The sequence below is a fragment of the Methylobacterium sp. WL1 genome (assembly GCF_008000895.1).
Lineage (GTDB): Bacteria > Pseudomonadota > Alphaproteobacteria > Rhizobiales > Beijerinckiaceae > Methylobacterium.
This window is the reverse complement of record NZ_CP042823.1, coordinates 2,178,256-2,196,805: the sequence shown is the minus strand read 5'-3', so window position 1 is coordinate 2,196,805 and position 18,550 is coordinate 2,178,256. Positions and strand designations below refer to the sequence as shown.

The 18,550-nt window shown below is 68.9% G+C and carries 21 protein-coding genes, 1 tRNA gene and 1 pseudogene; 17 read left to right on the top strand and 6 right to left on the bottom strand.

Annotated elements, in window-relative coordinates:
• Positions 1-62: 62 nt before the first annotated feature.
• Both FVA80_RS10885 and FVA80_RS10880 read right to left on the bottom strand, forming a co-directional pair.
• On the bottom strand, positions 63-371 hold the full coding sequence (locus tag FVA80_RS10885; protein ID WP_246692411.1) for a hypothetical protein: 309 nt from the start codon (positions 369-371) through the stop codon (positions 63-65).
• A 130-nt stretch (positions 372-501) separates the two neighbouring features.
• Positions 502-1,182 (bottom strand): DNA-binding protein, encoded by a 681-nt coding sequence (locus FVA80_RS10880; protein ID WP_147907003.1) that lies wholly within the window; start codon positions 1,180-1,182, stop codon positions 502-504.
• Between the two features lie 268 nt (positions 1,183-1,450).
• Between FVA80_RS10880 and FVA80_RS10875 the strand changes: the two genes are divergently transcribed.
• Together FVA80_RS10875 and FVA80_RS31205 are read left to right on the top strand one after the other, a co-directional pair.
• Positions 1,451-2,116 (top strand): response regulator transcription factor, encoded by a 666-nt coding sequence (locus tag FVA80_RS10875; protein WP_147907004.1) that lies wholly within the window; start codon positions 1,451-1,453, stop codon positions 2,114-2,116.
• A gap of 951 nt (positions 2,117-3,067) precedes the next feature.
• Positions 3,068-3,451 (top strand): ATP-binding protein, encoded by a 384-nt coding sequence (locus tag FVA80_RS31205; RefSeq protein ID WP_246692356.1) that lies wholly within the window; start codon positions 3,068-3,070, stop codon positions 3,449-3,451.
• 144 nt (positions 3,452-3,595) lie between these two features.
• Here FVA80_RS31205 and FVA80_RS10865 read toward each other — a convergent pair whose 3' ends face one another.
• The 3 genes from FVA80_RS10865 to FVA80_RS10855 form a co-directional block, all read right to left on the bottom strand.
• Positions 3,596-3,847, bottom strand: a complete 252-nt coding sequence (locus FVA80_RS10865) for a hypothetical protein (protein WP_147907006.1) — start codon at positions 3,845-3,847, stop codon at positions 3,596-3,598.
• A gap of 32 nt (positions 3,848-3,879) precedes the next feature.
• Positions 3,880-4,311, bottom strand: coding sequence for a hypothetical protein (locus FVA80_RS10860; protein WP_147907007.1), 432 nt, complete (start codon positions 4,309-4,311; stop codon positions 3,880-3,882).
• A 359-nt stretch (positions 4,312-4,670) separates the two neighbouring features.
• Positions 4,671-6,062 (bottom strand): PLP-dependent aminotransferase family protein, encoded by a 1,392-nt coding sequence (locus FVA80_RS10855; protein ID WP_147907008.1) that lies wholly within the window; start codon positions 6,060-6,062, stop codon positions 4,671-4,673.
• Positions 6,063-6,175: 113 nt separating this feature from the next.
• On the opposite strand from FVA80_RS10855, the gene FVA80_RS10850 reads away from it, so the two are divergent.
• On the top strand, positions 6,176-6,472 hold the full coding sequence (locus tag FVA80_RS10850; RefSeq protein ID WP_147907009.1) for a DUF1127 domain-containing protein: 297 nt from the start codon (positions 6,176-6,178) through the stop codon (positions 6,470-6,472).
• Positions 6,473-6,534: 62 nt separating this feature from the next.
• Positions 6,535-6,921, top strand: a complete 387-nt coding sequence (locus tag FVA80_RS10845) for a Rid family detoxifying hydrolase (protein WP_147907010.1) — start codon at positions 6,535-6,537, stop codon at positions 6,919-6,921.
• 359 nt (positions 6,922-7,280) lie between these two features.
• Here FVA80_RS10845 and FVA80_RS10840 read toward each other — a convergent pair.
• A tRNA-Asp gene (locus FVA80_RS10840) sits at positions 7,281-7,357 on the bottom strand.
• Between the two features lie 342 nt (positions 7,358-7,699).
• On the opposite strand from FVA80_RS10840, the gene FVA80_RS10835 reads away from it, so the two are divergent.
• The 13 genes and pseudogenes from FVA80_RS10835 to nuoK all read left to right on the top strand — a co-directional run bounded on the left by FVA80_RS10835 (position 7,700) and on the right by nuoK (position 18,537).
• Positions 7,700-8,065, top strand: a complete 366-nt coding sequence (locus FVA80_RS10835) for an NADH-quinone oxidoreductase subunit A (RefSeq protein ID WP_007560754.1) — start codon at positions 7,700-7,702, stop codon at positions 8,063-8,065.
• A 41-nt stretch (positions 8,066-8,106) separates the two neighbouring features.
• A complete protein-coding gene (locus FVA80_RS10830) occupies positions 8,107-8,706 on the top strand; it encodes an NADH-quinone oxidoreductase subunit B (protein WP_007560753.1) in 600 nt (199 codons plus the stop codon).
• A gap of 9 nt (positions 8,707-8,715) precedes the next feature.
• Positions 8,716-9,363, top strand: a complete 648-nt coding sequence (locus tag FVA80_RS10825; RefSeq protein ID WP_147907011.1) for an NADH-quinone oxidoreductase subunit C — start codon at positions 8,716-8,718, stop codon at positions 9,361-9,363.
• 16 nt (positions 9,364-9,379) lie between these two features.
• Complete coding sequence (locus FVA80_RS10820; RefSeq protein ID WP_147907012.1) at positions 9,380-10,570, top strand: NADH-quinone oxidoreductase subunit D; 1,191 nt, start codon at positions 9,380-9,382, stop codon at positions 10,568-10,570.
• A gap of 12 nt (positions 10,571-10,582) precedes the next feature.
• A pseudogene (gene nuoE / locus FVA80_RS10815) lies at positions 10,583-11,949 on the top strand (NADH-quinone oxidoreductase subunit NuoE).
• A 5-nt stretch (positions 11,950-11,954) separates the two neighbouring features.
• The gene (locus tag FVA80_RS10810) at positions 11,955-12,209 is read left to right on the top strand and encodes a hypothetical protein (protein WP_147907014.1); all 255 of its coding nucleotides are present in this window, start codon (positions 11,955-11,957) and stop codon (positions 12,207-12,209) included.
• A gap of 12 nt (positions 12,210-12,221) precedes the next feature.
• Positions 12,222-13,523, top strand: a complete 1,302-nt coding sequence (nuoF, locus tag FVA80_RS10805; RefSeq protein WP_147907015.1) for an NADH-quinone oxidoreductase subunit NuoF — start codon at positions 12,222-12,224, stop codon at positions 13,521-13,523.
• 4 nt (positions 13,524-13,527) lie between these two features.
• A complete protein-coding gene (locus tag FVA80_RS10800) occupies positions 13,528-13,716 on the top strand; it encodes a hypothetical protein (protein WP_147907016.1) in 189 nt (62 codons plus the stop codon).
• 10 nt (positions 13,717-13,726) lie between these two features.
• Positions 13,727-15,808 carry an NADH-quinone oxidoreductase subunit NuoG gene (gene nuoG, locus FVA80_RS10795; RefSeq protein WP_147907017.1) on the top strand — a complete coding sequence of 694 codons (2,082 nt, stop codon included), beginning with the start codon at positions 13,727-13,729 and terminating at the stop codon, positions 15,806-15,808.
• A gap of 10 nt (positions 15,809-15,818) precedes the next feature.
• Positions 15,819-16,841, top strand: a complete 1,023-nt coding sequence (gene nuoH / locus FVA80_RS10790; RefSeq protein WP_147853845.1) for an NADH-quinone oxidoreductase subunit NuoH — start codon at positions 15,819-15,821, stop codon at positions 16,839-16,841.
• 25 nt (positions 16,842-16,866) lie between these two features.
• Positions 16,867-17,355: an NADH-quinone oxidoreductase subunit NuoI gene (nuoI, locus tag FVA80_RS10785; protein WP_007560744.1), complete on the top strand. Its 489-nt coding sequence runs from the start codon at positions 16,867-16,869 to the stop codon at positions 17,353-17,355.
• A 221-nt stretch (positions 17,356-17,576) separates the two neighbouring features.
• A complete protein-coding gene (locus tag FVA80_RS10780; RefSeq protein ID WP_147907018.1) occupies positions 17,577-18,197 on the top strand; it encodes an NADH-quinone oxidoreductase subunit J in 621 nt (206 codons plus the stop codon).
• Positions 18,198-18,231: 34 nt separating this feature from the next.
• Complete coding sequence (gene nuoK / locus FVA80_RS10775; protein ID WP_147853847.1) at positions 18,232-18,537, top strand: NADH-quinone oxidoreductase subunit NuoK; 306 nt, start codon at positions 18,232-18,234, stop codon at positions 18,535-18,537.
• Positions 18,538-18,550 lie beyond the last annotated feature (13 nt).

Sequence of the window (18,550 nt, the reverse complement as noted above, 5' to 3'; positions counted from 1 at the left end):
CGAACCTGTGCGGGCCAGCACTTTCAACGGGTTGGGTGCTGGGCCTTATCAGACCTGGACGGTCAGTCGAGCTTCTTGAGCGAGCCCAGATCCACGTCGCCGTTCTGGCTCGAGAAGGTCAGCGACTTGGTGCTGCCGTCCGACTGCGAGACGCCGCCGATCCGGTGGTCACCGCTATCGTAGGTTGAGACCTGGCCGTCGCGCTCGATCAGGAGACGATGTTTGTCCGGGAAGAACGCGTATTTCATGCCGTTCTGGGAGCCGCTGGTCGAGGGATCGCCCAGGTCCTTCGGCCAGAAGGGCTCCATGCCCTTCATCGGCTCCATGGGCTTCATGGGTTCCATCGGCTTCATCGGTTCCATCGGCTTCATCGGTTCCAAGGGGTGCCTCCTGTTCAGCTGGGTGACAGGAGGACGCGGCAGGGGGGAAACGGTTGCATCGTGCCCTGACCGCCGGGCCGGAGATCGGTCCGGCGGCGCGCACATGCAGGCGACCGAGGCCTTAGAGCCGGGCGCCCGGGACCGGCCGCTCGCGAACCTGGCCGTCGAAGCCGATATGGAGCTGGTGCTCGCGCCCGTCCCGGTCCTTGGCCGCGACGTCGAGGTGGCGCGGCCCGCGGCCGGTCACCCGCACGTCGCCGTAGCCGGCGGCCTGGACGGCGGCGGTCAGCGCCGGCACGTCCGGGTTCGGCCCGAGGCCGAGCTTGTCCTTGGCCCAGTCGAGGCTGCCACGCGGAGGTCCACCGGCCGGCCCGATCACTACCTTGCGGCCGTCACCATGGGTCAGCACGCTCGCATGCAGGAACCCGGTCTCGAACCGGCCCTGCACCGTCACGGCCTCGCCTTTGGCCACGAGGTTGCCGCCCTCGCCGGCGGGGCCGGTCTCGACCAGCGCCCGGCCGGTGGAATCCTGGACCACGAACTTGTTGCCAAAAATCTCGGCGACCTCGCCCTTGATGGCAGTGGCGCTCGACGGGGCCAGCGCCTGAATCGCCACCGGATCCACCGGGGTCGGCTGGAACGCGGTGCCCTGCGCCAGGGACAGGCCGGCGGCACCCAAAGCCAGGGGTGCGGCGATCGCGGCCACAACCCAGGTCCGCCCCGGGACCTTTCTGGTTGACTTGGCGGAGGCCGGCTCGCGGATCTCGCGGGCGGTGCCGTCGATGGTGTTGTCGTCGCTCATCGTTGTCGTCCTCTTGAGAAGGTTCGGGACCCGATCGGTCCGTGGCGCCTTCGTAAGACGCCCCCTCGAATCCGGCCTGAACCGCCCGGTTCAGCCTCGGTTAAAGCCGTCCGCCTATGGCCGGATCGGCGCCGAGACGCGCGGGCGATCAAGGACTTGGCCGCGGGTGCAGATCCGGGGGCCGGATGGATGGGCAGCGTGAGAGAGCGGCCCTAACTTCCGGCAGCGCCACGGTGTCGGGCGGGCCGGGGCACGAGGGGGCAAACGTTTGAAAATCCTGCTGGTGGAGGACGACGCGGCCCTGGCTGCCGAACTGGCCAAGGTCCTGCGCGCGGAGAACTTCGTCCTCGACCGGGCCGCCACCGGCGAGGACGCGCAGCATCTCGGCGAGACCGAGGGCTACGACGCGGTGGTGCTCGACCTCGGCCTGCCCAAGGGCGACGGCGTCTCGGTGCTGCGCGCCTGGCGGGCGGCCGGGCGGACCCTGCCGGTGCTGGTGCTCACCGCCCGGGACGGCTGGAGCGACAAAGTCGCGGCGTTCAAGGCGGGAGCGGACGATTACCTGGTCAAGCCGGTCCGGGTGGAGGAGCTGGTGATCCGCCTGCGCGCCCTGGTGCGCCGGTCGCAGGGCGGCGGGGCGAGCCGGATCGCCTGTGGCCCTCTCAGCTTCGATACGGGGCTCGGCGCCTTCGAGCACGAGGGCCTGCCGCTCAAGCTCACGGGCCTCGAATGGCGGGTCCTGTCCTGCCTGATGCTCAACCGCGACGCGGTGGTGCCGCGCCCGCACCTGATCGAGCGGGTCTACGAGGGCGACGCGGATGTCGATTCGAACTCCGTGGAGGTGATCATCACCCGCCTGCGCCGGAAGATCGCCCCCGCGCGGATCGAGAGCGTGCGGGGCCACGGCTACCGCCTGCACGCGGATCCGGCCTGATGCCGCCGCCGAAGAAGAGACCGCCGCCGCACCGCTCCCTGCGGACCCGCCTGCTGGTGGCCGCCCTGGCGCTGGTGCTGGCGGCGCTCGTGGTGGCCGGGCTCGCCATCGGGGTGATCCTGCACCGCTTCGTCCGGGGGCAGATCGAAGGGCATCTCGACGCCCAGATCGTCGCGCTGCGGACCGGCCTGGAGGCGGGCCTTCTGCCCCGGGATCGCGACGCGCCGCCCTTCGACCGGGACGGGCCCGGCTGGGCCTGGGAGGTGCGCCGGGGGGCAGAGACCTTCGGCTCGGGCTCCCTGCGGGGCGGCCATATCACCGTCACCGAGCCGGGCCCCGACGACGAGCCCGACCGCCCGCATCCGGCGGACGGCACCGGGCCGCGGGGGGAGCGGCTGATCCTGCGCATCCTCGACGTGCCGGGCACGCCCCCCGCCACGATCGTCGCGGCGGCGCCCCGGGCGGCCCTGTACGGCCCCTTGCGCGAGGCCCTGACCAGCCTGGCCCTGGCGCTCGGCGTGCTCGGCCTCTGCCTGATCGCCGGACTGGCCCTGCAGGTGCGCCTCGGCTTGGCGCCGCTGCGGCGCCTGCGCGGCGACCTCGCCGCCGTGCGCACCGGCACCGCGAGCGGGTGCCGGAGGAGCAGCCCGCCGAGATCAAGCCGCTGGTTGCCGAACTCAACGCGCTGCTGGACCAGAACGCGCAGAACCTGGAGCGGGCCCGCGGTCACGTCGCCAACCTCGCCCACGCCCTCAAGACGCCGCTGGCGACCCTGTCGATGGCGCTGGCCGAGCCTGCCCGCGATCCCGGGGGCGCCCTGCGCCTGCAGGTGGACGCCATGGACCGGCGGGTCCGCCACCACCTGCGCCGGGCCCGGGCGGCGGCGCTCGCCGGCTCGGCCTGGGGCGCACGCCCCTGGCGCCCCGGGTCTCGGACCTGCGCGATGCGCTGGTGCGCCTCTACGCCGAGAAGGGCGTGGCGATCGAGCTGGCGGTGCCGGACGACCTCACGGTGCCCTGCGAGGGGCAGGACCTCGACGAGATGCTGGGCAACCTTGTCGACAACGCCTGCCGCTGGTGCCGCAGCCGCGTGCGGGTGACGGCACTCCCGCAGGCGAACGGCGTCCGGGTCGCCGTGGAGGATGACGGGGCCGGCCTCGCGGCCGAGGCCGCCGAGGCGGTCATGGCCCGCGGACGGCGCCTCGACGAGGGCGTGCCGGGCCACGGTTTCGGGCTGCCGATCACCCTCGAACTCGCCGAGCTCTACGGCGGCGGCTTAAGCCTCGGGCGATCGGATCTCGGCGGGCTGAAGGCGGAGCTGCTGTTGCCGGCGTGAGGCCGACCTCAATCTGTTCGTTGCGCCGCTCACCGTCATCACGCGCGGTTGGGACGTGATCGAGGGTTTGGACGCGATCCGCTTGGCGCTGGTGATGTCTGAGAAGGGTGGTTTCGAGACAAAGCCGTGTGATCGGAACGAGGGTTAGCTGTCTCTCGGCGTACCGATGCCCAGGTGCTTGAACTCGGCACTCAGCCATTCGGCGCAGCGTCTGCGTTCCGCCGGGTTGCCGGCCTCCCCGAAGGCGCGCAGGAACCTCGCCAGCACCGTCAGCAACTTCTCCTCATCGATCGGGCGAGCGTTTGCGTCCGGGCGTCCGTAGAATGTCGAAACCGGCACGCCCAGGACGGCGGCGATGAGCTGGAGGGAGCCCGCACGGGAGGCTTCGTCTGCCATACGCGATCCCTCCCAGGAACGGTCAAGGCGTGTCAACTTAGAACGACACCCGCTGCCTTGGGGCCCATCTGTGCGGCGATGTGGCGGCCGATGGACATCAGCGCGTCTCTCAAAACGTCCTGTACCTCGTCGTCCCTGGCCACAGCAGCTTGGTATGCGGCGCACATGGACGTGGCCACGTCGTCGAGATCGCCTTCATCGAGGCCGGCAAGGTTCAAGGCTTCGAGAATGGATAAGCGGTGGTCGGGCGCCTCGGGTTCAGCGTCAGCCGGCGGTGTCAGCCCCCACTGAGCGGAGATGCTGGCCCAGGCCTGTTGCAGGCGGAAACGAGACTGCGTGTTCGCTTCGCGCATGACGGCTGCCTCCCGGCGCACCGACCGCGCCTCAGCCATAAGCGCGCGGAGTTCGGCCTGCTTCGAGTGGAGCCAGTCATCACATTCCGAGGCATCGAAAATCGCGCTCATGACTAGGTCCCCGAGAAGCGATACACGCAACTCAGGATCGATGTGTCAACTCGGGTTTTCGACCATGAGTGTTCTGCGCGCGATACGCGGGAATGCTGTGGGTCGGAGGTGGAATGTCCACTTCGGGTCGCGAGGTCCGGGTTTGGTGGCCACCCCGAGCCGAAGTTGCCAGACGGCCAACGAATGACCGCTATCGGGAAGCGCCTGTGGCAAACCAGGCGGCCAAGTTGGGTCGAACGCTGTCACCCTAAGCTCAAGCTTATCGGGCGCAGACCCATTGGGCGCCGTACCCCGATCAAGCGAGGAACCCCGCCAGGTCGCTGCGCTGCGCGCGCAAAGCCACCATGGCACCGGAGCGATCACGCCAGCGCCGCGCGCAGGATCGGCCGGATGCGCGGGTCGACGCAACGGGCGACGTTGAAGCGCATGTAGCCGTTCCAGTGGTCCGAGAGGCTGAACGCGGTGCCCGGCGCCAGGACCATGCCTTGCGCCATCGCCCGGCGCGCCACCTCGGCGCCGTCGCGCCCGTCCGGCAGGTGCATCCACAGGAAGAAGCCGCCCCGGGGCTGCGCCCAGGGTTTCAGGCCGCAGGCGCCGAGCTCGGCCGAGGCCTGGACCATGGCGCCGGCCAGCCGCCGCTTGGTCTCGGCCAGATGCCGACGATAGCAGCCCTCGGTGATCAGGCTGTGCACCAGGGCCGCGGTGACGTGGCCGTTGCCGAGGCTCAGGGCCAGCTTGAGATCGACCAGCGGCTCGACCCAGTCGGCCCGCAGCGCGATCCAGCCGCAGCGCGCGGCGGCAGACAACGTTTTCGAGAAGCTGCCGATCTGGATCACCCGGTCCAGCCCATCGAAGCCGGCAAGCCGCGGCGCGGGCTCGGGCTCGAGGTCGCCGAAAATCTCGTCCTCGACGATCAGGGTGTCGTGCGCCTCGCACAGCTTCAGCAGCCGGTGGGCGATGACCGGGGCGAGGCTCGCGCCGGTCGGGTTCTGGAGCGCCGCGTTGGTGAGGTAGAAGCGCGGGCGGTGCTGCTCGAGCAGGGTGCCAAGAGCCCGCAGGTCCGGTCCCTCCGGGGTCAGCGGCACGCCGACCACCGCGACCCGGTGGGCTCGCAACAGCGCCAGGAAATTGAAGTAGCAGGGATCGTCCACCAGCACGGTGTCGCCGGGCTGGAGCAGGAAGCGGCAGACCAGATCGAGGGCCTGCGTGGCCGATTCGACCAGCACGATCTGGTCCGGCTCGGCGCCGACGCCCTTCTCGGCGATCTTGCGGGCGATCTGGATCCGCAGGGGCTCGTAGCCGAGCGGGCGGTCGTAATTGGTCATCTCGGCCAGATCGGCCCGGGCCACCCGGCGCAGGCCGCGCCGGATCGCCTCGTGCGGCATCCACGAATCCGGCAGCCAGCCGGCCCCGGGCTTGAGCTGGTCCGCGCCGGCCTGCTGGGCCTGGCGGGTGATCCAGAGCGGGTCCACGATCCGGTCGAGCCGCGGACCCATCGCCTGGAGGGAGAGCGGCCGGGTCTTGCCGGCGACGTAGAAGCCCGAACCCGGCCGCGCCACCAGGGTGCCCTCGGCGGCCAGCCGGTCATAGGCCTCCACCACGGTCGATTTCGACACGCCCATGGATTCCGCGAACGCCCGCACCGACGGGATCCGGACCCCGGGCACGAGATGGCGCGCCGCGATGCGCTCACGGATCTCACCGGCCACGGTCTCGACGCGCGTTCCGGCCGGCCTGCTCGCGACCTTCATCCGTACCGCCTTTCCGACCGGACAATTCTTCGAAACCGTACCGAACTGTTCCTGTCGCCGCCAGCCCCATGGCCGCAGGATCGCGGAAATCCGCACGGACGAAGGATCGAACCATGGACCAGTGCCTCACCCAGACCGCCCACGCGCCGGGCAGGCCGTCCTGGCTCGCCCGGGCTGCCCGGGCGATCGCCGAGGCCGCGGCCGAGGTGCGGACGGGCCTGTCCCGCGCGGCGATGAACCGGCGCGTCCTGCACCGACTCGCGACCCTGTCCGAGCGGGAGCTGAAGGATATCGGCCTGACACCGCAGGACGTCGCCGACGCGGCCGTGCCGGACCCCCGCGACGCCACCGACCTGCTGATCGGCCGGCGCAATGAACGGCGCCGGGCGCGGGGGGCGGACCGGCGTTGATTCTGCACCGGTGCGCATGGAATGGAGCCTCACGCGACCACGGCATTCAGGAGGGACCATTGATGAGCAGAGTTGCCGTGACCGCACCCGGTGCAACGGCCGTCGGCCCCTACGCGCACGCCGTTCGGGCCGGCGACACCGTCTATTTGTCGGGTCAGACTCCGATCGACGCGACGACCGGCCGTTTGGTCGAAGGCGGGTTCACAGCGCAGGTTCACCAGTGCTTTCGAAACCTCGAAGCTGTGCTGACAGCAGCGGGACTTGGCTTCGGGGACGCGGTGAAATGCAACGTGTTCCTGACGGACATGGGCGACTTCGCCGCGATGAACCACGTCTACGCCGAGTACTTCACGGCCCCCTACCCGGCGCGCACGACGATCGGCGTTGCGGCGCTCCCGCTGGGGGCACATGTCGAGATCGAGATGGTTGCCGCCGTCCCACGGCCCTGAGGGCGTACGCATGTCGAGCGGAACGTGGGCTCGGCAGGTGGTTGGGTCGGTGCGTGTGACCGTCCATGAAAGGTCGGAGGGCACACGCCAACGACGCCGCCCGACACGCGGTCGGCGATCCTGGGCGTCACGGATCCCCGGTGCCAACGTCGTGGCGATCAAGATCGGCCTCGAAACGACGGCTCCGCGCCCGCTCTGAACCGTCCGTGGCCGCTGGACTGCCACGTTGCCGCCGACATCTCACGTTCGAGGGCGCCGATCTGCCGACCGATCACGGTCCCGACGGCAGCGCAAACGCAAGAACGCCCCCGAGACGATCGGAGGCGCGGTTCGGGCATCATGTAACGGTATTGCGGAAGTGGCGCGGGCGACGGGACTCGAACCCGCGACCTCCGGCGTGACAGGCCGGCACTCTAACCAACTGAGCTACGCCCGCACGGCGTGGTCGCTTCCGAGGGGGCGTTTCGCCCGGCGACGGGGCGGGGTGTATGGGCCAGACCGGGGACTGTCAAGCGTGTCCGTGACGGTTTTGTGCGGCGATGCGCCGGACGGGCTGCGCGCTTGCGTCGTGTTGCAGGCGAGCCGCCTGCGCCCAATCTCTGCACAAGGCAGGACGTGCACTTTGTGCGACGCGACAAGCCATTGTCACGGGTCGGCGGCTCGACTAAGCCTCCGGCCGCGCGCATCCTGGCATAAGAACAATTCCACGGGCGAATCCGGTTCGGCGGCGCACCGCGGTTTCCCACGTCGATACGAGACGCTCTCGCGAGGCCCTGGCATGACCGGATTGTTGGCGGACTATCTTCCGCTCATCGTGTTCATCGGCGTTGCTCTGTTCATCGCCACCGCGCTGCTGGTCGTGCCGTTCCTGGTTGCGTTCAAGAGCCCGGACCCGGAGAAGCTCTCGGCCTACGAGTGCGGCTTCAATGCTTTCGACGATGCCCGCATGAAGTTCGACGTGCGGTTCTACCTCGTGGCGATCCTGTTCATCATCTTCGATCTCGAAGTCGCGTTCCTGTTCCCGTGGGCGATCACCTTCGGAGACCTTGGCTGGTTCGGCTTCTGGTCGATGATCGTCTTCCTGGGCGTGCTGACGGTCGGTTTCGTCTACGAGTGGCGCAAGGGCGCCCTCGAGTGGGATTGATTCGCAACAGCAGCCTGCCCGCACCGCATTCCGAGTCGCCGATGGCCTTGATCACCGACACGACCCACAGCCTGTCCCGCGCCCCCGCGGTCGCGCCCCAGCCGAAGGGGATCATCGATCCCAACACCGGCCGGCCGATCGGCGCCGACGATCCGACCTTCCTGTCGATCAGCGACGAGCTGGCCGACAGGGGCTTCCTGCTCACCACCACGGACGAGCTGATCAACTGGGCCCGCACCGGCTCGCTGATGTGGATGACCTTCGGGCTCGCCTGCTGCGCGGTCGAGATGATGCAGATGTCGATGCCGCGCTACGATTGCGAGCGGTTCGGCTTCGCGCCGCGCGGCTCGCCGCGCCAGTCCGACGTGATGATCGTCGCCGGCACCCTGACCAACAAGATGGCTCCGGCCCTGCGCAAGGTCTACGACCAGATGCCGGAGCCGCGCTACGTGATCTCGATGGGCTCCTGTGCCAACGGCGGCGGCTACTACCACTATTCCTATTCGGTGGTGCGCGGCTGCGACCGGGTCGTGCCGGTGGACATCTACGTGCCCGGCTGCCCGCCCACCGCAGAGGCGCTGCTCTACGGCGTGCTGCTGCTCCAGAAGAAGATCCGCCGCACCGGCACGATCGAGCGCTGAGGAGCGGGCATGACCAACGGCATCTCGATCCTGTCGCATACGCAGCCGGAGAGCGGCGAGTCCGCCCTCGCGGCGATGGCGGCGCGCATCACCGGCGCGCTCGGCCCGGCGGTGGTGTCCCACGCCACCGCGTTCGGCGAGCTGACCCTGGTGGTCCAGTCCTCCGACATCGTCTACGCGCTGACCTACCTGCGCGACGACCCGGCCTGCGCGTTCCGCAGCTTCATCGACATCTGCGGCGTGGACTACCCGCAGCGCGAGAAGCGCTTCGACGTGGTCTACCACCTGCTCTCGCTGCGCCACAACGCGCGCATCCGGGTGAAGGTGCAGACCGACGAGGTGACCCCGGTCCCTTCGGCGATCGAGGTGTTCCCCGCCGCCAACTGGTACGAGCGCGAGGCCTACGACCTCTACGGCATCCTGTTCTCGGGGCATCCGGACCTGCGCCGGCTGCTCACCGATTACGGGTTCGAGGGGCACCCCCTGCGCAAGGACTTCCCGCTCACCGGCTTCGTCGAGGTCCGGTACGACCAGGACGAGGCGCGGGTCGTCTACGAGCCGGTCCAGCTGACGCAGGAATTCCGGAACTTCGATTTCCTCTCGCCCTGGGAGGGCACGGATTACGTGCTCCCGGGCGACGAGAAGAAGTCGGCCTGAGGAGCGGAGCCGCCCGATGACCGAGCACAACATCCGCAACTTCGCGATCAATTTCGGCCCGCAGCATCCGGCGGCGCACGGCGTGCTGCGCCTTGTGCTGGAGCTCGACGGCGAGGTGGTCGAGCGCGTCGATCCGCATATCGGCCTGCTGCACCGCGGCACCGAGAAGCTGATCGAGCACAAGACCTACCTGCAGGCGACGCCCTATTTCGACCGGCTCGACTACGTGTCGCCGATGAATCAGGAGCACGCCTTCTGCCTGGCGATCGAGAAGCTCGCGGGCATCGAGGTGCCGCGCCGCGCGCAGCTGATCCGCGTGCTGTTCTGCGAGATCGGTCGCCTGCTGTCGCACCTGCTCAACGTCACCACGCAGGCGATGGATGTCGGCGCCCTCACGCCCCCGCTCTGGGGCTTCGAGGAGCGCGAGAAGCTGATGATCTTCTACGAGCGTGCCTCGGGCGCCCGGCTCCACGCCAACTACTTCCGGCCCGGCGGCGTCCACCAGGACCTGCCGCCCAAGCTGATCGACGACATCGAGGCCTTCTGCGACCCGTTCCTGCAGGTCGTGCAGGATCTCGACGACCTCGTCATGGCCAACCGCATCTTCAAGCAGCGCAACGTCGACATCGGCATCGTCTCGGTGGACGAGTGCATGGAGTGGGGCTTCTCCGGCGTCATGCTGCGCGGCTCGGGCATCCCGTGGGACCTGCGCAAGGCGCAGCCCTACGAGTGCTACGAAGAGATGGCGTTCGACATCCCGGTCGGCCGGAACGGCGACACCTATGACCGGCAGGTGATCCGCATGGAGGAAATGCGGGAATCGGCCAAGATCATGAAGCAGTGCTGCGCCAAGCTGCGCGAGCCGGCCGGTCAGGGCCCGATCGCGGCCATCGATGGCAAGTTCGCGCCGCCGCCCCGCCGGGAGATGAAGCGCTCGATGGAAGCGCTCATCCACCACTTCAAGCTCTACACCGAGGGTTTCCACGTCCCGGAAGGCGAGGTCTACGCCGCCGTGGAAGCACCCAAGGGCGAGTTCGGCGTCTATCTCGTGTCCGATGGGACCAACAAGCCGTACCGCTGCAAGATCCGCGCGCCGGGCTTCGCGCATCTTCAGGCGATGGATTGGATGTGCCGGGGGCACCTTCTGGCCGACGTGTCGTGCGTGCTGGGCACCCTCGACATCGTGTTCGGCGAAGTGGATCGGTAAGGCGTTAGCAGGATGGCAAACCGCAGACTCGCGCCGGCCTCTGAGCAGCCCCAGAGCTTCGCGTTCTCCCCCGAGAACGCCGCCTGGGCGAAGACCCAGATCGCAAAGTACCCGGAAGGCCGCCAGGCCTCCGCGGTGATCTCGCTGCTCTGGAAGGCGCAGGAGCAGAACGGCGGCTGGCTGCCCCGGGCCGCCATCGAGGCGGTGGCGACCGAACTCGGCATGCCCAACATCCGCGTGCTGGAGGTGGCCACCTTCTACACGATGTTCGCGCTGGAGCCGGTGGGGCGCTTCTGGGTCCAGGTCTGCGGCACGGTGCCGTGCGATTCCTGCGGCGCCCGGGGCCTAAAGGAGATGCTCGAGGCGCGCCTCGGCCCCGCCGGCCACGTCTCGCCCGACGGCAACTTCTCGTGGCTCGAGGTCGAGTGCCTGGGCGCCTGCTGCAACGCCCCGATGGTCCAGATCAACCAGGACTATTACGAGGATCTGACGCCCGAATCGCTCGGCACCCTGATGGACGACCTCGCCGCTGGCCGGCCGGTCAAGGTCGGCTCGCAGGTCGAGCGCCAGGCATCCGAGCCGCTCGGCGGCCCCGACACGCTGACCGATCCGGCCCTGTTCGACGGCTCGCGGGTCGGCGCCTGGCGCAAGCGCTTCGAAGACACCGCGAAGTCCGGCGCCGACGAGGCCGCGAAGGCGGACGAGGCGAAGTCGAGCGAGCAGCAGCGGGCGGCGTCGCAGCCCAAGCCCGCCCGGCCCGACGCCGGACGCGCCGCCGAGCGCCCCGTCACCGATGCGCCGGCCCAGCGCGCGGCAAACGGCGAGACGCCGGTCAAGCCCGAGGATCGGGCGGACGCGGCCGAGACCGGCCGCTCGACGGCGAAGGGCGGCGCCCCCGGGAGGGTGACGCGGACGTGCGCGAGGCGCCGGCCGAGGCGGTCTCCAAGGACGAGCGGGCCGGGGGCGACCAGGGCAGCCAGGCTGTGCCGGATCGCGGCACGGTCCCGCCGCAGCCGGAGGCGTCCGGCGCCAGCGAGGGCGAAGTCGCGGCGGAAGCCGAGGAGGCGCGCGTCGCGGACGCCCTGGCGGCCCTGCCGACGGACGCGACCCCTGAGCAGAAGGCGAACGCGGGCGGCACCCGTCCGCCCGGCCTGGATGCCGCCCGCGCCGGCCAGCCGGACGACCTGACCCGGATCAAGGGCATCGGCCCGGGCGACAGCCAGCGCCTGAATGCACTCGGCCTCTACCATTTCGACCAGATCGCCGCCTGGGGCCGCGACGAGATAACCTGGGTCGGCACCTACCTCGCGTTCCCAGGTCGCATCGACCGGGAGGACTGGGTGGGCCAGGCTCAGGCGCTGTCGGGGACGGGAGTTTGACCACCATGACCGCGGTGACGAACGAACGGATCTACGAGGTGCTGAAGGCCGTGCAGGCGCGCGTCGGGAACATGGACGGAGGCCTGCGTGAAGTGCGCGGCGAGTCGAGGGGCGTACGCGGCGATCAGCAGGCGCAGCAACTGCAGATGAACCCCGTGCAGACCGATATCGGCACCCTCTACGAGACGTTCGGCGCCCTCGACTCCCGGCTCGCCCGGATCGAGCGCCGCCTCGACATCACCGACGCTCCGGTCAGCTGAGGAACGAAGAACATGCTGTCGGATCAGGATCGCATCTTCACCAACCTCTACGGCCTGCATTCGCCGGGCCTGGAGGCTGCCAAGCAGCGCGGCGCGTGGGACGGGACCAAGTTCCTCCTGGAGCAGGGCCGCGACTGGATCATCGAGGAGATGAAGGCGTCGGGCCTGCGCGGCCGCGGCGGCGCGGGCTTCCCCACCGGCCTCAAGTGGTCGTTCATGCCCAAGAAGTCCGACGGGCGCCCGCACTACCTCGTGGTCAACGCCGACGAGTCGGAGCCGGGCACCTGTAAGGACCGGGAGATCATGCGGCACGATCCGCACCTCCTGATCGAGGGCTGCATGCTGGCCTGCTTCGCGATGGGCGCGCATGCCTGCTACATCTATATCCGCGGCGAGTACGTGGCCGAGAAACACGCCCTGCAGCGGGCGGTGGACGAGGCCTACGAGGCCCGTCTCGTCGGCCAGTCGAACGTCCACGACTTCCCCTTCGACATCTACGTCCACCACGGCGCCGGCGCTTATATCTGCGGCGAGGAGACGGCGCTGATCGAGAGCCTCGAGGGCAAGAAGGGGATGCCGCGGCTCAAGCCGCCGTTCCCGGCGAATATGGGCCTCTACGGCTGCCCGACGACGGTCAACAACGTCGAGTCGATCGCGGTCGCCGGCACGATCCTGCGCCGGGGCGGTTCGTGGTTCGCCGGCCTCGGCGGCAAGAACAACACCGGCACGAAGCTGTTCTGCGTCTCGGGGCACGTCAACAAGCCGTGCAACGTCGAGGCCGAGCTGGGCATCACCTTCCGCGAGCTGGTGGACCGGCATTGCGGCGGCATGCGCGGCGGCTGGGACAACCTGCTGTGCTCGATCCCGGGCGGCTCCTCGGTGCCGCTGGTGCCGGCCGATCAGATCATCGACGCCAAGATGGACTTCGACACCCTGCGCAACCTCGGCTCCGGCCTGGGAACCGCGGCGGTGATCGTGCTCGACCGGTCCACCGACATCGTCGCGGCGATCACCCGCATCTCGTACTTCTACAAGCATGAGTCGTGCGGCCAGTGCACGCCCTGCCGCGAGGGCACCGGCTGGATGTGGCGCGTGATGCAGCGCATGACCGAGGGCCGCGCGCAGAAGCGCGAGATCGACATGCTGTTCGAGGTCACCAAGCAGATCGAAGGGCACACGATCTGCGCGCTCGGCGACGCGGCGGCCTGGCCGATCCAGGGCCTGATCAAGCACTTCCGGCCCGAGATCGAGAAGCGGATCGACCGCTATACGGCCAACCCGCATTCCGATCCCATCCCGATGGCGGCCGAGTAGGCCGATGACGGGCCGGCCGGAAAGCCTGAATCTCGTCGATCCGCGGCGCATCGACCACGCGGTCGATCGCCGGGGTGACGCTGCCCGCGCATGGAAGGGCCGGATGGCCGCGGTCGAGAATAACTCTGCCGGCGTTCACCGGCCGATCGACAGGATCGAGCGTCGCCTCGATCTCGCCGACGCCCCGCACTGAGATTGCACCGATGACAAAGATCCTCGTCGACGGCACCGAGGTCGAGGTACCGGCCGAATACACCCTGCTCCAGGCCTGCGAGGCCGCCGGGGCCGAGATCCCGCGCTTCTGCTTCCACGAGCGCCTGTCGATCGCCGGCAATTGCCGGATGTGCCTGGTCGAGCTGAAGGGCGCGCCCAAGCCCGTGGCGAGCTGCGCCTACGCGGTGAAGGATTGCCGCCCCGGACCGAACGGCGAGCCGCCCGAGGTGCTCACCCGCTCCGGCCTGACCAAGAAGGCCCGGGAAGGGGTGATGGAGTTCCTCCTCATCAACCACCCGCTCGATTGCCCGATCTGCGACCAGGGCGGCCATTGCGACCTGCAGGACCAGGCGATGGCCTACGGGGTCGATTCGACCCGCTACCAGGAGAACAAGCGCGCGGTCGAGGAGAAGCATATCGGTCCGTTGGTGCGGACCGCGATGAACCGCTGCATTCACTGCACCCGCTGCGTGCGCTTCCTGGCGGAGGTGGCGGGCGTGCCCGACCTCGGCGCCATCGGCCGCGGCGAGGACATGGAGATTACGAGCTACCTCGAGCAGTCGATGGCCTCGGAGCTCCAGGGCAACGTCGCCGATCTGTGCCCGGTGGGCGCCCTGGTCCACCGCCCGCAGAGCTACAACGTCCGCCCCTGGGAGCTGAACAAGACCGAATCGGTCGACGTGATGGACGCGGTCGGCTCGTCGATCCGCGTCGACACCCGCGGCCGCGAGGTGATGCAGATCGAGCCGCGGGTCAGCGAAGAGATCAACGAGGAGTGGATCTCGGACAAGACCCGCTACCACGTCGACGGGCTGCGGATGCAGCGCCTCGACCGGCCCTACCTGCGCGAGAACGGCCGGCTGCGGCCCGCCTCCTGGGGCGAGGCGTTCCAGGCCATCGCCGCCAAGGTGAAGGGCACCGATCCGAAGCGCATCGGCGCCGTGGTCGGCGACCTCGCCGGCGTCGAGGAGATCTTTGCGCTTCGCGAGCTGATCAAGAGCCTCGGCTCGCCGAACCTCGACTGCCGTCAGACCGATGCCGGCCTCGATCCGGCGCTCGGCCGCGCCTCGTACCTGTTCAACCCGACCATTCCGGGCATCGAGGCCGCGGACGCGATCCTGATCGTCGGCGCCAACCCGCGCACCGAGGCCTCCCTCCTCAACGTGCGCATCCGCAAGCGCTGGCGCATGGCGCCGCTTGCGGTCGGGGTGATCGGCGAGCCGGTCGACCTGACCTATCCCAGCCACTACATCGGCGCCGGCCCCGAGTCGCTCGCGGGCCTCGCCCGCGGCGAGCACAGCTTCCTCGAGACCCTCAAGGCCGCGAAGGCTCCGCTCGTCATCGTCGGCGCCCATGTCGAGGCCGGTATCCTGGCGGCGGCCGCGACCCTCGCCAAGGAGATCGGCGCGGTGACGCCGGAGTGGAACGGCTTCGCCGTGCTGCACACGGCCGCCGCCCGGGTCGGCGCCCTCGATCTCGGCTTCGTGCCGGGGGAGGGCGGCCTCGATTTCCCGGCCATGCTGGCCACCGGCGGCGTCGACGTGCTGTTCAACCTCGGTGCCGACGAGCGCGACGTCGCCCCGGGCGCCTTCGTGGTCTACCAGGGCACCCACGGCGACCGCGGCGCCTCCCGGGCGGACGTGATCCTGCCGGGTGCGGCCTACACCGAGAAGTCGGCGACCTGGGTCAACACGGAGGGGCGGGTCCAGATGGGCAACCGCGCCGGGTTCCCGCCGGGGGATGCCCGCGAGGATTGGGCGATCCTGCGCGCCCTGTCGGACGTGCTGGGCCGGCGCCTGCCGTTCGATTCGCTCACCGCGCTCCGCCGGGCGCTCTACGCAGCCCACCCGCATCTCGCGGCGGTCGGGACCGTGGAAGCCGGCGATGTCGCGGCGGCCGTGAACCGGCTGGCCGGTCTCGGCGGCGGCACGGGCGGCCCCGCCTTCGCTTCGCCGGTGACCGACTTCTACCTCACCAACCCAATCGCCCGTGCCTCGCGGGTGCTCGCCGAGTGCTCGCGCCTGGCTCGCGAGCGTGCCGCCGAAGCGCGGCCGCTCGCGGCGGCAGAGTAGGGATCTCACGATGACCTCGCTCGAAATCCTCGGGACCGTGCTCCTGATCGTGCTGAAGAGCTTCGTGCTGCTCTCGGCGCTGCTCGTCTTCATCGCCTACGCGCTGCTGGCCGACCGGAAGATCTGGGCGGCGGTGCAGCTCCGGCGCGGACCCAACGTGGTCGGCCCGTTCGGGCTGCTGCAATCCTTCGCCGACCTGCTCAAGTTCGTGCTGAAGGAGCCGGTGATCCCGGCGGGCGCCAACAAGGCGATCTACCTGCTGGCGCCGCTGGTCTTCGCGATGCTGGCCCTGTCGAGCTGGGCGGTGATCCCGCTCGCCGACGGCTGGGCGATCGCCGACATCAACGTCGGCATCACCTACATCTTCGCGATCTCGTCGCTCGGCGTCTATGGCGTCATCATGGGCGGCTGGGCCTCGAACTCGAAATACGCGTTCCTGGGCGCGCTCCGGTCGGCGGCACAGATGATCTCCTACGAGGTCTCGCTCGGCTTCGTGATCATCTGCGTGCTGCTCTGCGCCGGCTCGCTGAACCTCTCGCGCATCGTGATGGCGCAGGACACCAGCCTCGGCCTGTTCGGCTGGTACTGGCTGTGGCTGTTCCCGATGTTCGTGGTGTTCTTCATCTCGGCGCTCGCCGAGACCAACCGCCCGCCCTTCGACCTGCCGGAGGCCGAGTCGGAACTGGTGGCCGGGTACATGGTCGAGTATTCCTCGACGCCCTACCTGCTGTTCATGCTCGGCGAGTACGTCGCCATCATGAGCATGTGCGCGCTGGGCACCGTGCTGTTCCTGGGCGGCTGGCTGTCGCCGATCCCGTTCGCGCCGTTCACCTGGGTGCCGGGCGTGATCTGGTTCATCCTGAAGGCCAGCTTCCTGTTCTTCCTGTTCGCGATGGTGAAATCCATCGTGCCGCGCTACCGCTACGATCAGCTCATGCGCCTCGGCTGGAAGGTTTTTCTGCCCATTTCGCTCGTCTCGGTGGTGGTCGTGGCCTTCGTGTTGAAGCTCACCGGCCTGGCCCCGGGCGCGTGATCCAACGCAAACCGGAGATCACGGCATGAAGCTGGATCAGGTCGCCAAGAGCCTTCTCTTGAAGGAGTTCGTGTCGGGGATGATCCTCGGCATGCGCTACTTCTTCAAGCCGAAGGCGACCATCAACTACCCCTTCGAGATGGGCCATCGCGGCCCGCGGTTCCGGGGGGAGCATGCGCTGCGGCGCTATCCCAACGGCGAGGAGCGCTGCATCGCCTGCAAGCTCTGCGAGGCGATCTGCCCGGCCCAGGCCATCACCATCGAGGCGGGGCCGCGCCGCAACGACGGCACCCGCCGCACCACCCGCTACGACATCGACATGGTGAAGTGCATCTATTGCGGCATGTGCCAGGAAGCCTGCCCGGTGGACGCCATCGTGGAGGGGCCGAACTTCGAATTCTCGGTCGAGACCCGCGAGGAGCTGCTCTACGACAAGCAGAAGCTCCTGTTGAACGGCGATCGCTGGGAGCGTGAAATCGCGCGCAACATCGCGATGGATGCGCCGTACCGCTAGGGCATCATCCCGAAAGGCGGTTGCCGGCTTTCGAAAAAAGATGATGCGACGCAAAGAGATAGCGCGTCGTACCGGTTCCGTTGCCCGGGATGATGCGCTAGAGCCATGCCGGGGGTGCTGTTGTGCCACCGGCGACCGGGTTCTATAGACGGGCCGCCCGCTGCGGCCCGTTTCCACGCAAGGCAGAAGGGGCCGCTCCGGCGGCCGATCCCGACGAGCGCATGACTGCAGCAGCCGCCTTCTTCTACCTGTTCGCGAGCGTCACGGTCGCGTCGGGCTTCATGGTGATCGCCTCGCGCAATCCCGTCGCCTCGGTGCTGTTCCTGATTCTCGCCTTCGTGAACGCCGCCGGGCTGTTCGTCCTGATGGGCGCCGAGTTCCTGGCGATGATCCTGGTCGTCGTCTACGTCGGCGCGGTCGCGGTGCTGTTCCTGTTCGTCGTGATGATGCTCGACGTGGACTTCGCCGAGCTGCGCCAGGGCTTCCAGCAATACCTGCCGGTCGGCGGCCTGATCGGGGCGATCTTCCTGGTGGAGCTGCTCCTGGTGGTGGGCTCCTGGACCATCGATCCGGGCCTCGTGCAGGCACCGCTGGGCAACGTCGCGGCGGCCGAGAACCTGACCAACGCCCAGGCGCTGGGCCGGGTGCTCTACACGGATTACGCCTACTTCTTCCAGCTTGCGGGCCTGATCCTGCTGGTGGCGATGATCGGCGCGATCGTGCTCACCCTGCGCGACCGCCCGGGCGTCAAGCGCCAGAACATCGCGGTCCAGAACGCCCGCACCCAGAGCATGGCGGTGGAGACCCGCAAGGTGCCCTCCCGCCAGGGTGTCGAGGTCTGATGCGCGATTTGATGCAAGGCGGGGGATACGAACGATGATCGGCCTGAGCCACTATCTCACCGTCGCGGCGATCCTGTTCACGCTCGGCGTGCTCGGGATCTTCATCAACCGCAAGAACATCATCGTCATCCTGATGTCGATCGAGCTGATCCTGCTCGCGGTGAACATCAACCTGGTCGCCTTCTCGACGCAGCTGAATGACATCACCGGACAGGTCTTCGCCCTGTTCGTGCTGACCGTCGCGGCCGCCGAATCAGCGATCGGCCTCGCCATCCTCGTGGTCTTCTTCCGCAACCGCGGCACCATCGCGGTCGAGGACGTGAGCATGATGAAGGGCTAGAGCACCCTTCTCC

Coding starts and splice junctions, on each gene's coding strand:
- FVA80_RS10885 (WP_246692411.1), bottom strand. CDS start 371: ATGAAGCCGATGGAACCGATGAAGCCGATGGAACCCATGAAGCCCATG.
- FVA80_RS10880 (WP_147907003.1), bottom strand. CDS start 1,182: ATGAGCGACGACAACACCATCGACGGCACCGCCCGCGAGATCCGCGAG.
- FVA80_RS10865 (WP_147907006.1), bottom strand. CDS start 3,847: ATGGCAGACGAAGCCTCCCGTGCGGGCTCCCTCCAGCTCATCGCCGCC.
- FVA80_RS10860 (WP_147907007.1), bottom strand. CDS start 4,311: ATGAGCGCGATTTTCGATGCCTCGGAATGTGATGACTGGCTCCACTCG.
- FVA80_RS10855 (WP_147907008.1), bottom strand. CDS start 6,062: ATGAAGGTCGCGAGCAGGCCGGCCGGAACGCGCGTCGAGACCGTGGCC.
- FVA80_RS10850 (WP_147907009.1), top strand. CDS start 6,176: ATGGACCAGTGCCTCACCCAGACCGCCCACGCGCCGGGCAGGCCGTCC.
- FVA80_RS10845 (WP_147907010.1), top strand. CDS start 6,535: ATGAGCAGAGTTGCCGTGACCGCACCCGGTGCAACGGCCGTCGGCCCC.
- FVA80_RS10835 (WP_007560754.1), top strand. CDS start 7,700: ATGACCGGATTGTTGGCGGACTATCTTCCGCTCATCGTGTTCATCGGC.
- FVA80_RS10830 (WP_007560753.1), top strand. CDS start 8,107: ATGGCCTTGATCACCGACACGACCCACAGCCTGTCCCGCGCCCCCGCG.
- FVA80_RS10825 (WP_147907011.1), top strand. CDS start 8,716: ATGACCAACGGCATCTCGATCCTGTCGCATACGCAGCCGGAGAGCGGC.
- FVA80_RS10820 (WP_147907012.1), top strand. CDS start 9,380: ATGACCGAGCACAACATCCGCAACTTCGCGATCAATTTCGGCCCGCAG.
- FVA80_RS10810 (WP_147907014.1), top strand. CDS start 11,955: ATGACCGCGGTGACGAACGAACGGATCTACGAGGTGCTGAAGGCCGTG.
- nuoF (WP_147907015.1), top strand. CDS start 12,222: ATGCTGTCGGATCAGGATCGCATCTTCACCAACCTCTACGGCCTGCAT.
- FVA80_RS10800 (WP_147907016.1), top strand. CDS start 13,528: ATGACGGGCCGGCCGGAAAGCCTGAATCTCGTCGATCCGCGGCGCATC.
- nuoG (WP_147907017.1), top strand. CDS start 13,727: ATGACAAAGATCCTCGTCGACGGCACCGAGGTCGAGGTACCGGCCGAA.
- nuoH (WP_147853845.1), top strand. CDS start 15,819: ATGACCTCGCTCGAAATCCTCGGGACCGTGCTCCTGATCGTGCTGAAG.
- nuoI (WP_007560744.1), top strand. CDS start 16,867: ATGAAGCTGGATCAGGTCGCCAAGAGCCTTCTCTTGAAGGAGTTCGTG.
- FVA80_RS10780 (WP_147907018.1), top strand. CDS start 17,577: ATGACTGCAGCAGCCGCCTTCTTCTACCTGTTCGCGAGCGTCACGGTC.
- nuoK (WP_147853847.1), top strand. CDS start 18,232: ATGATCGGCCTGAGCCACTATCTCACCGTCGCGGCGATCCTGTTCACG.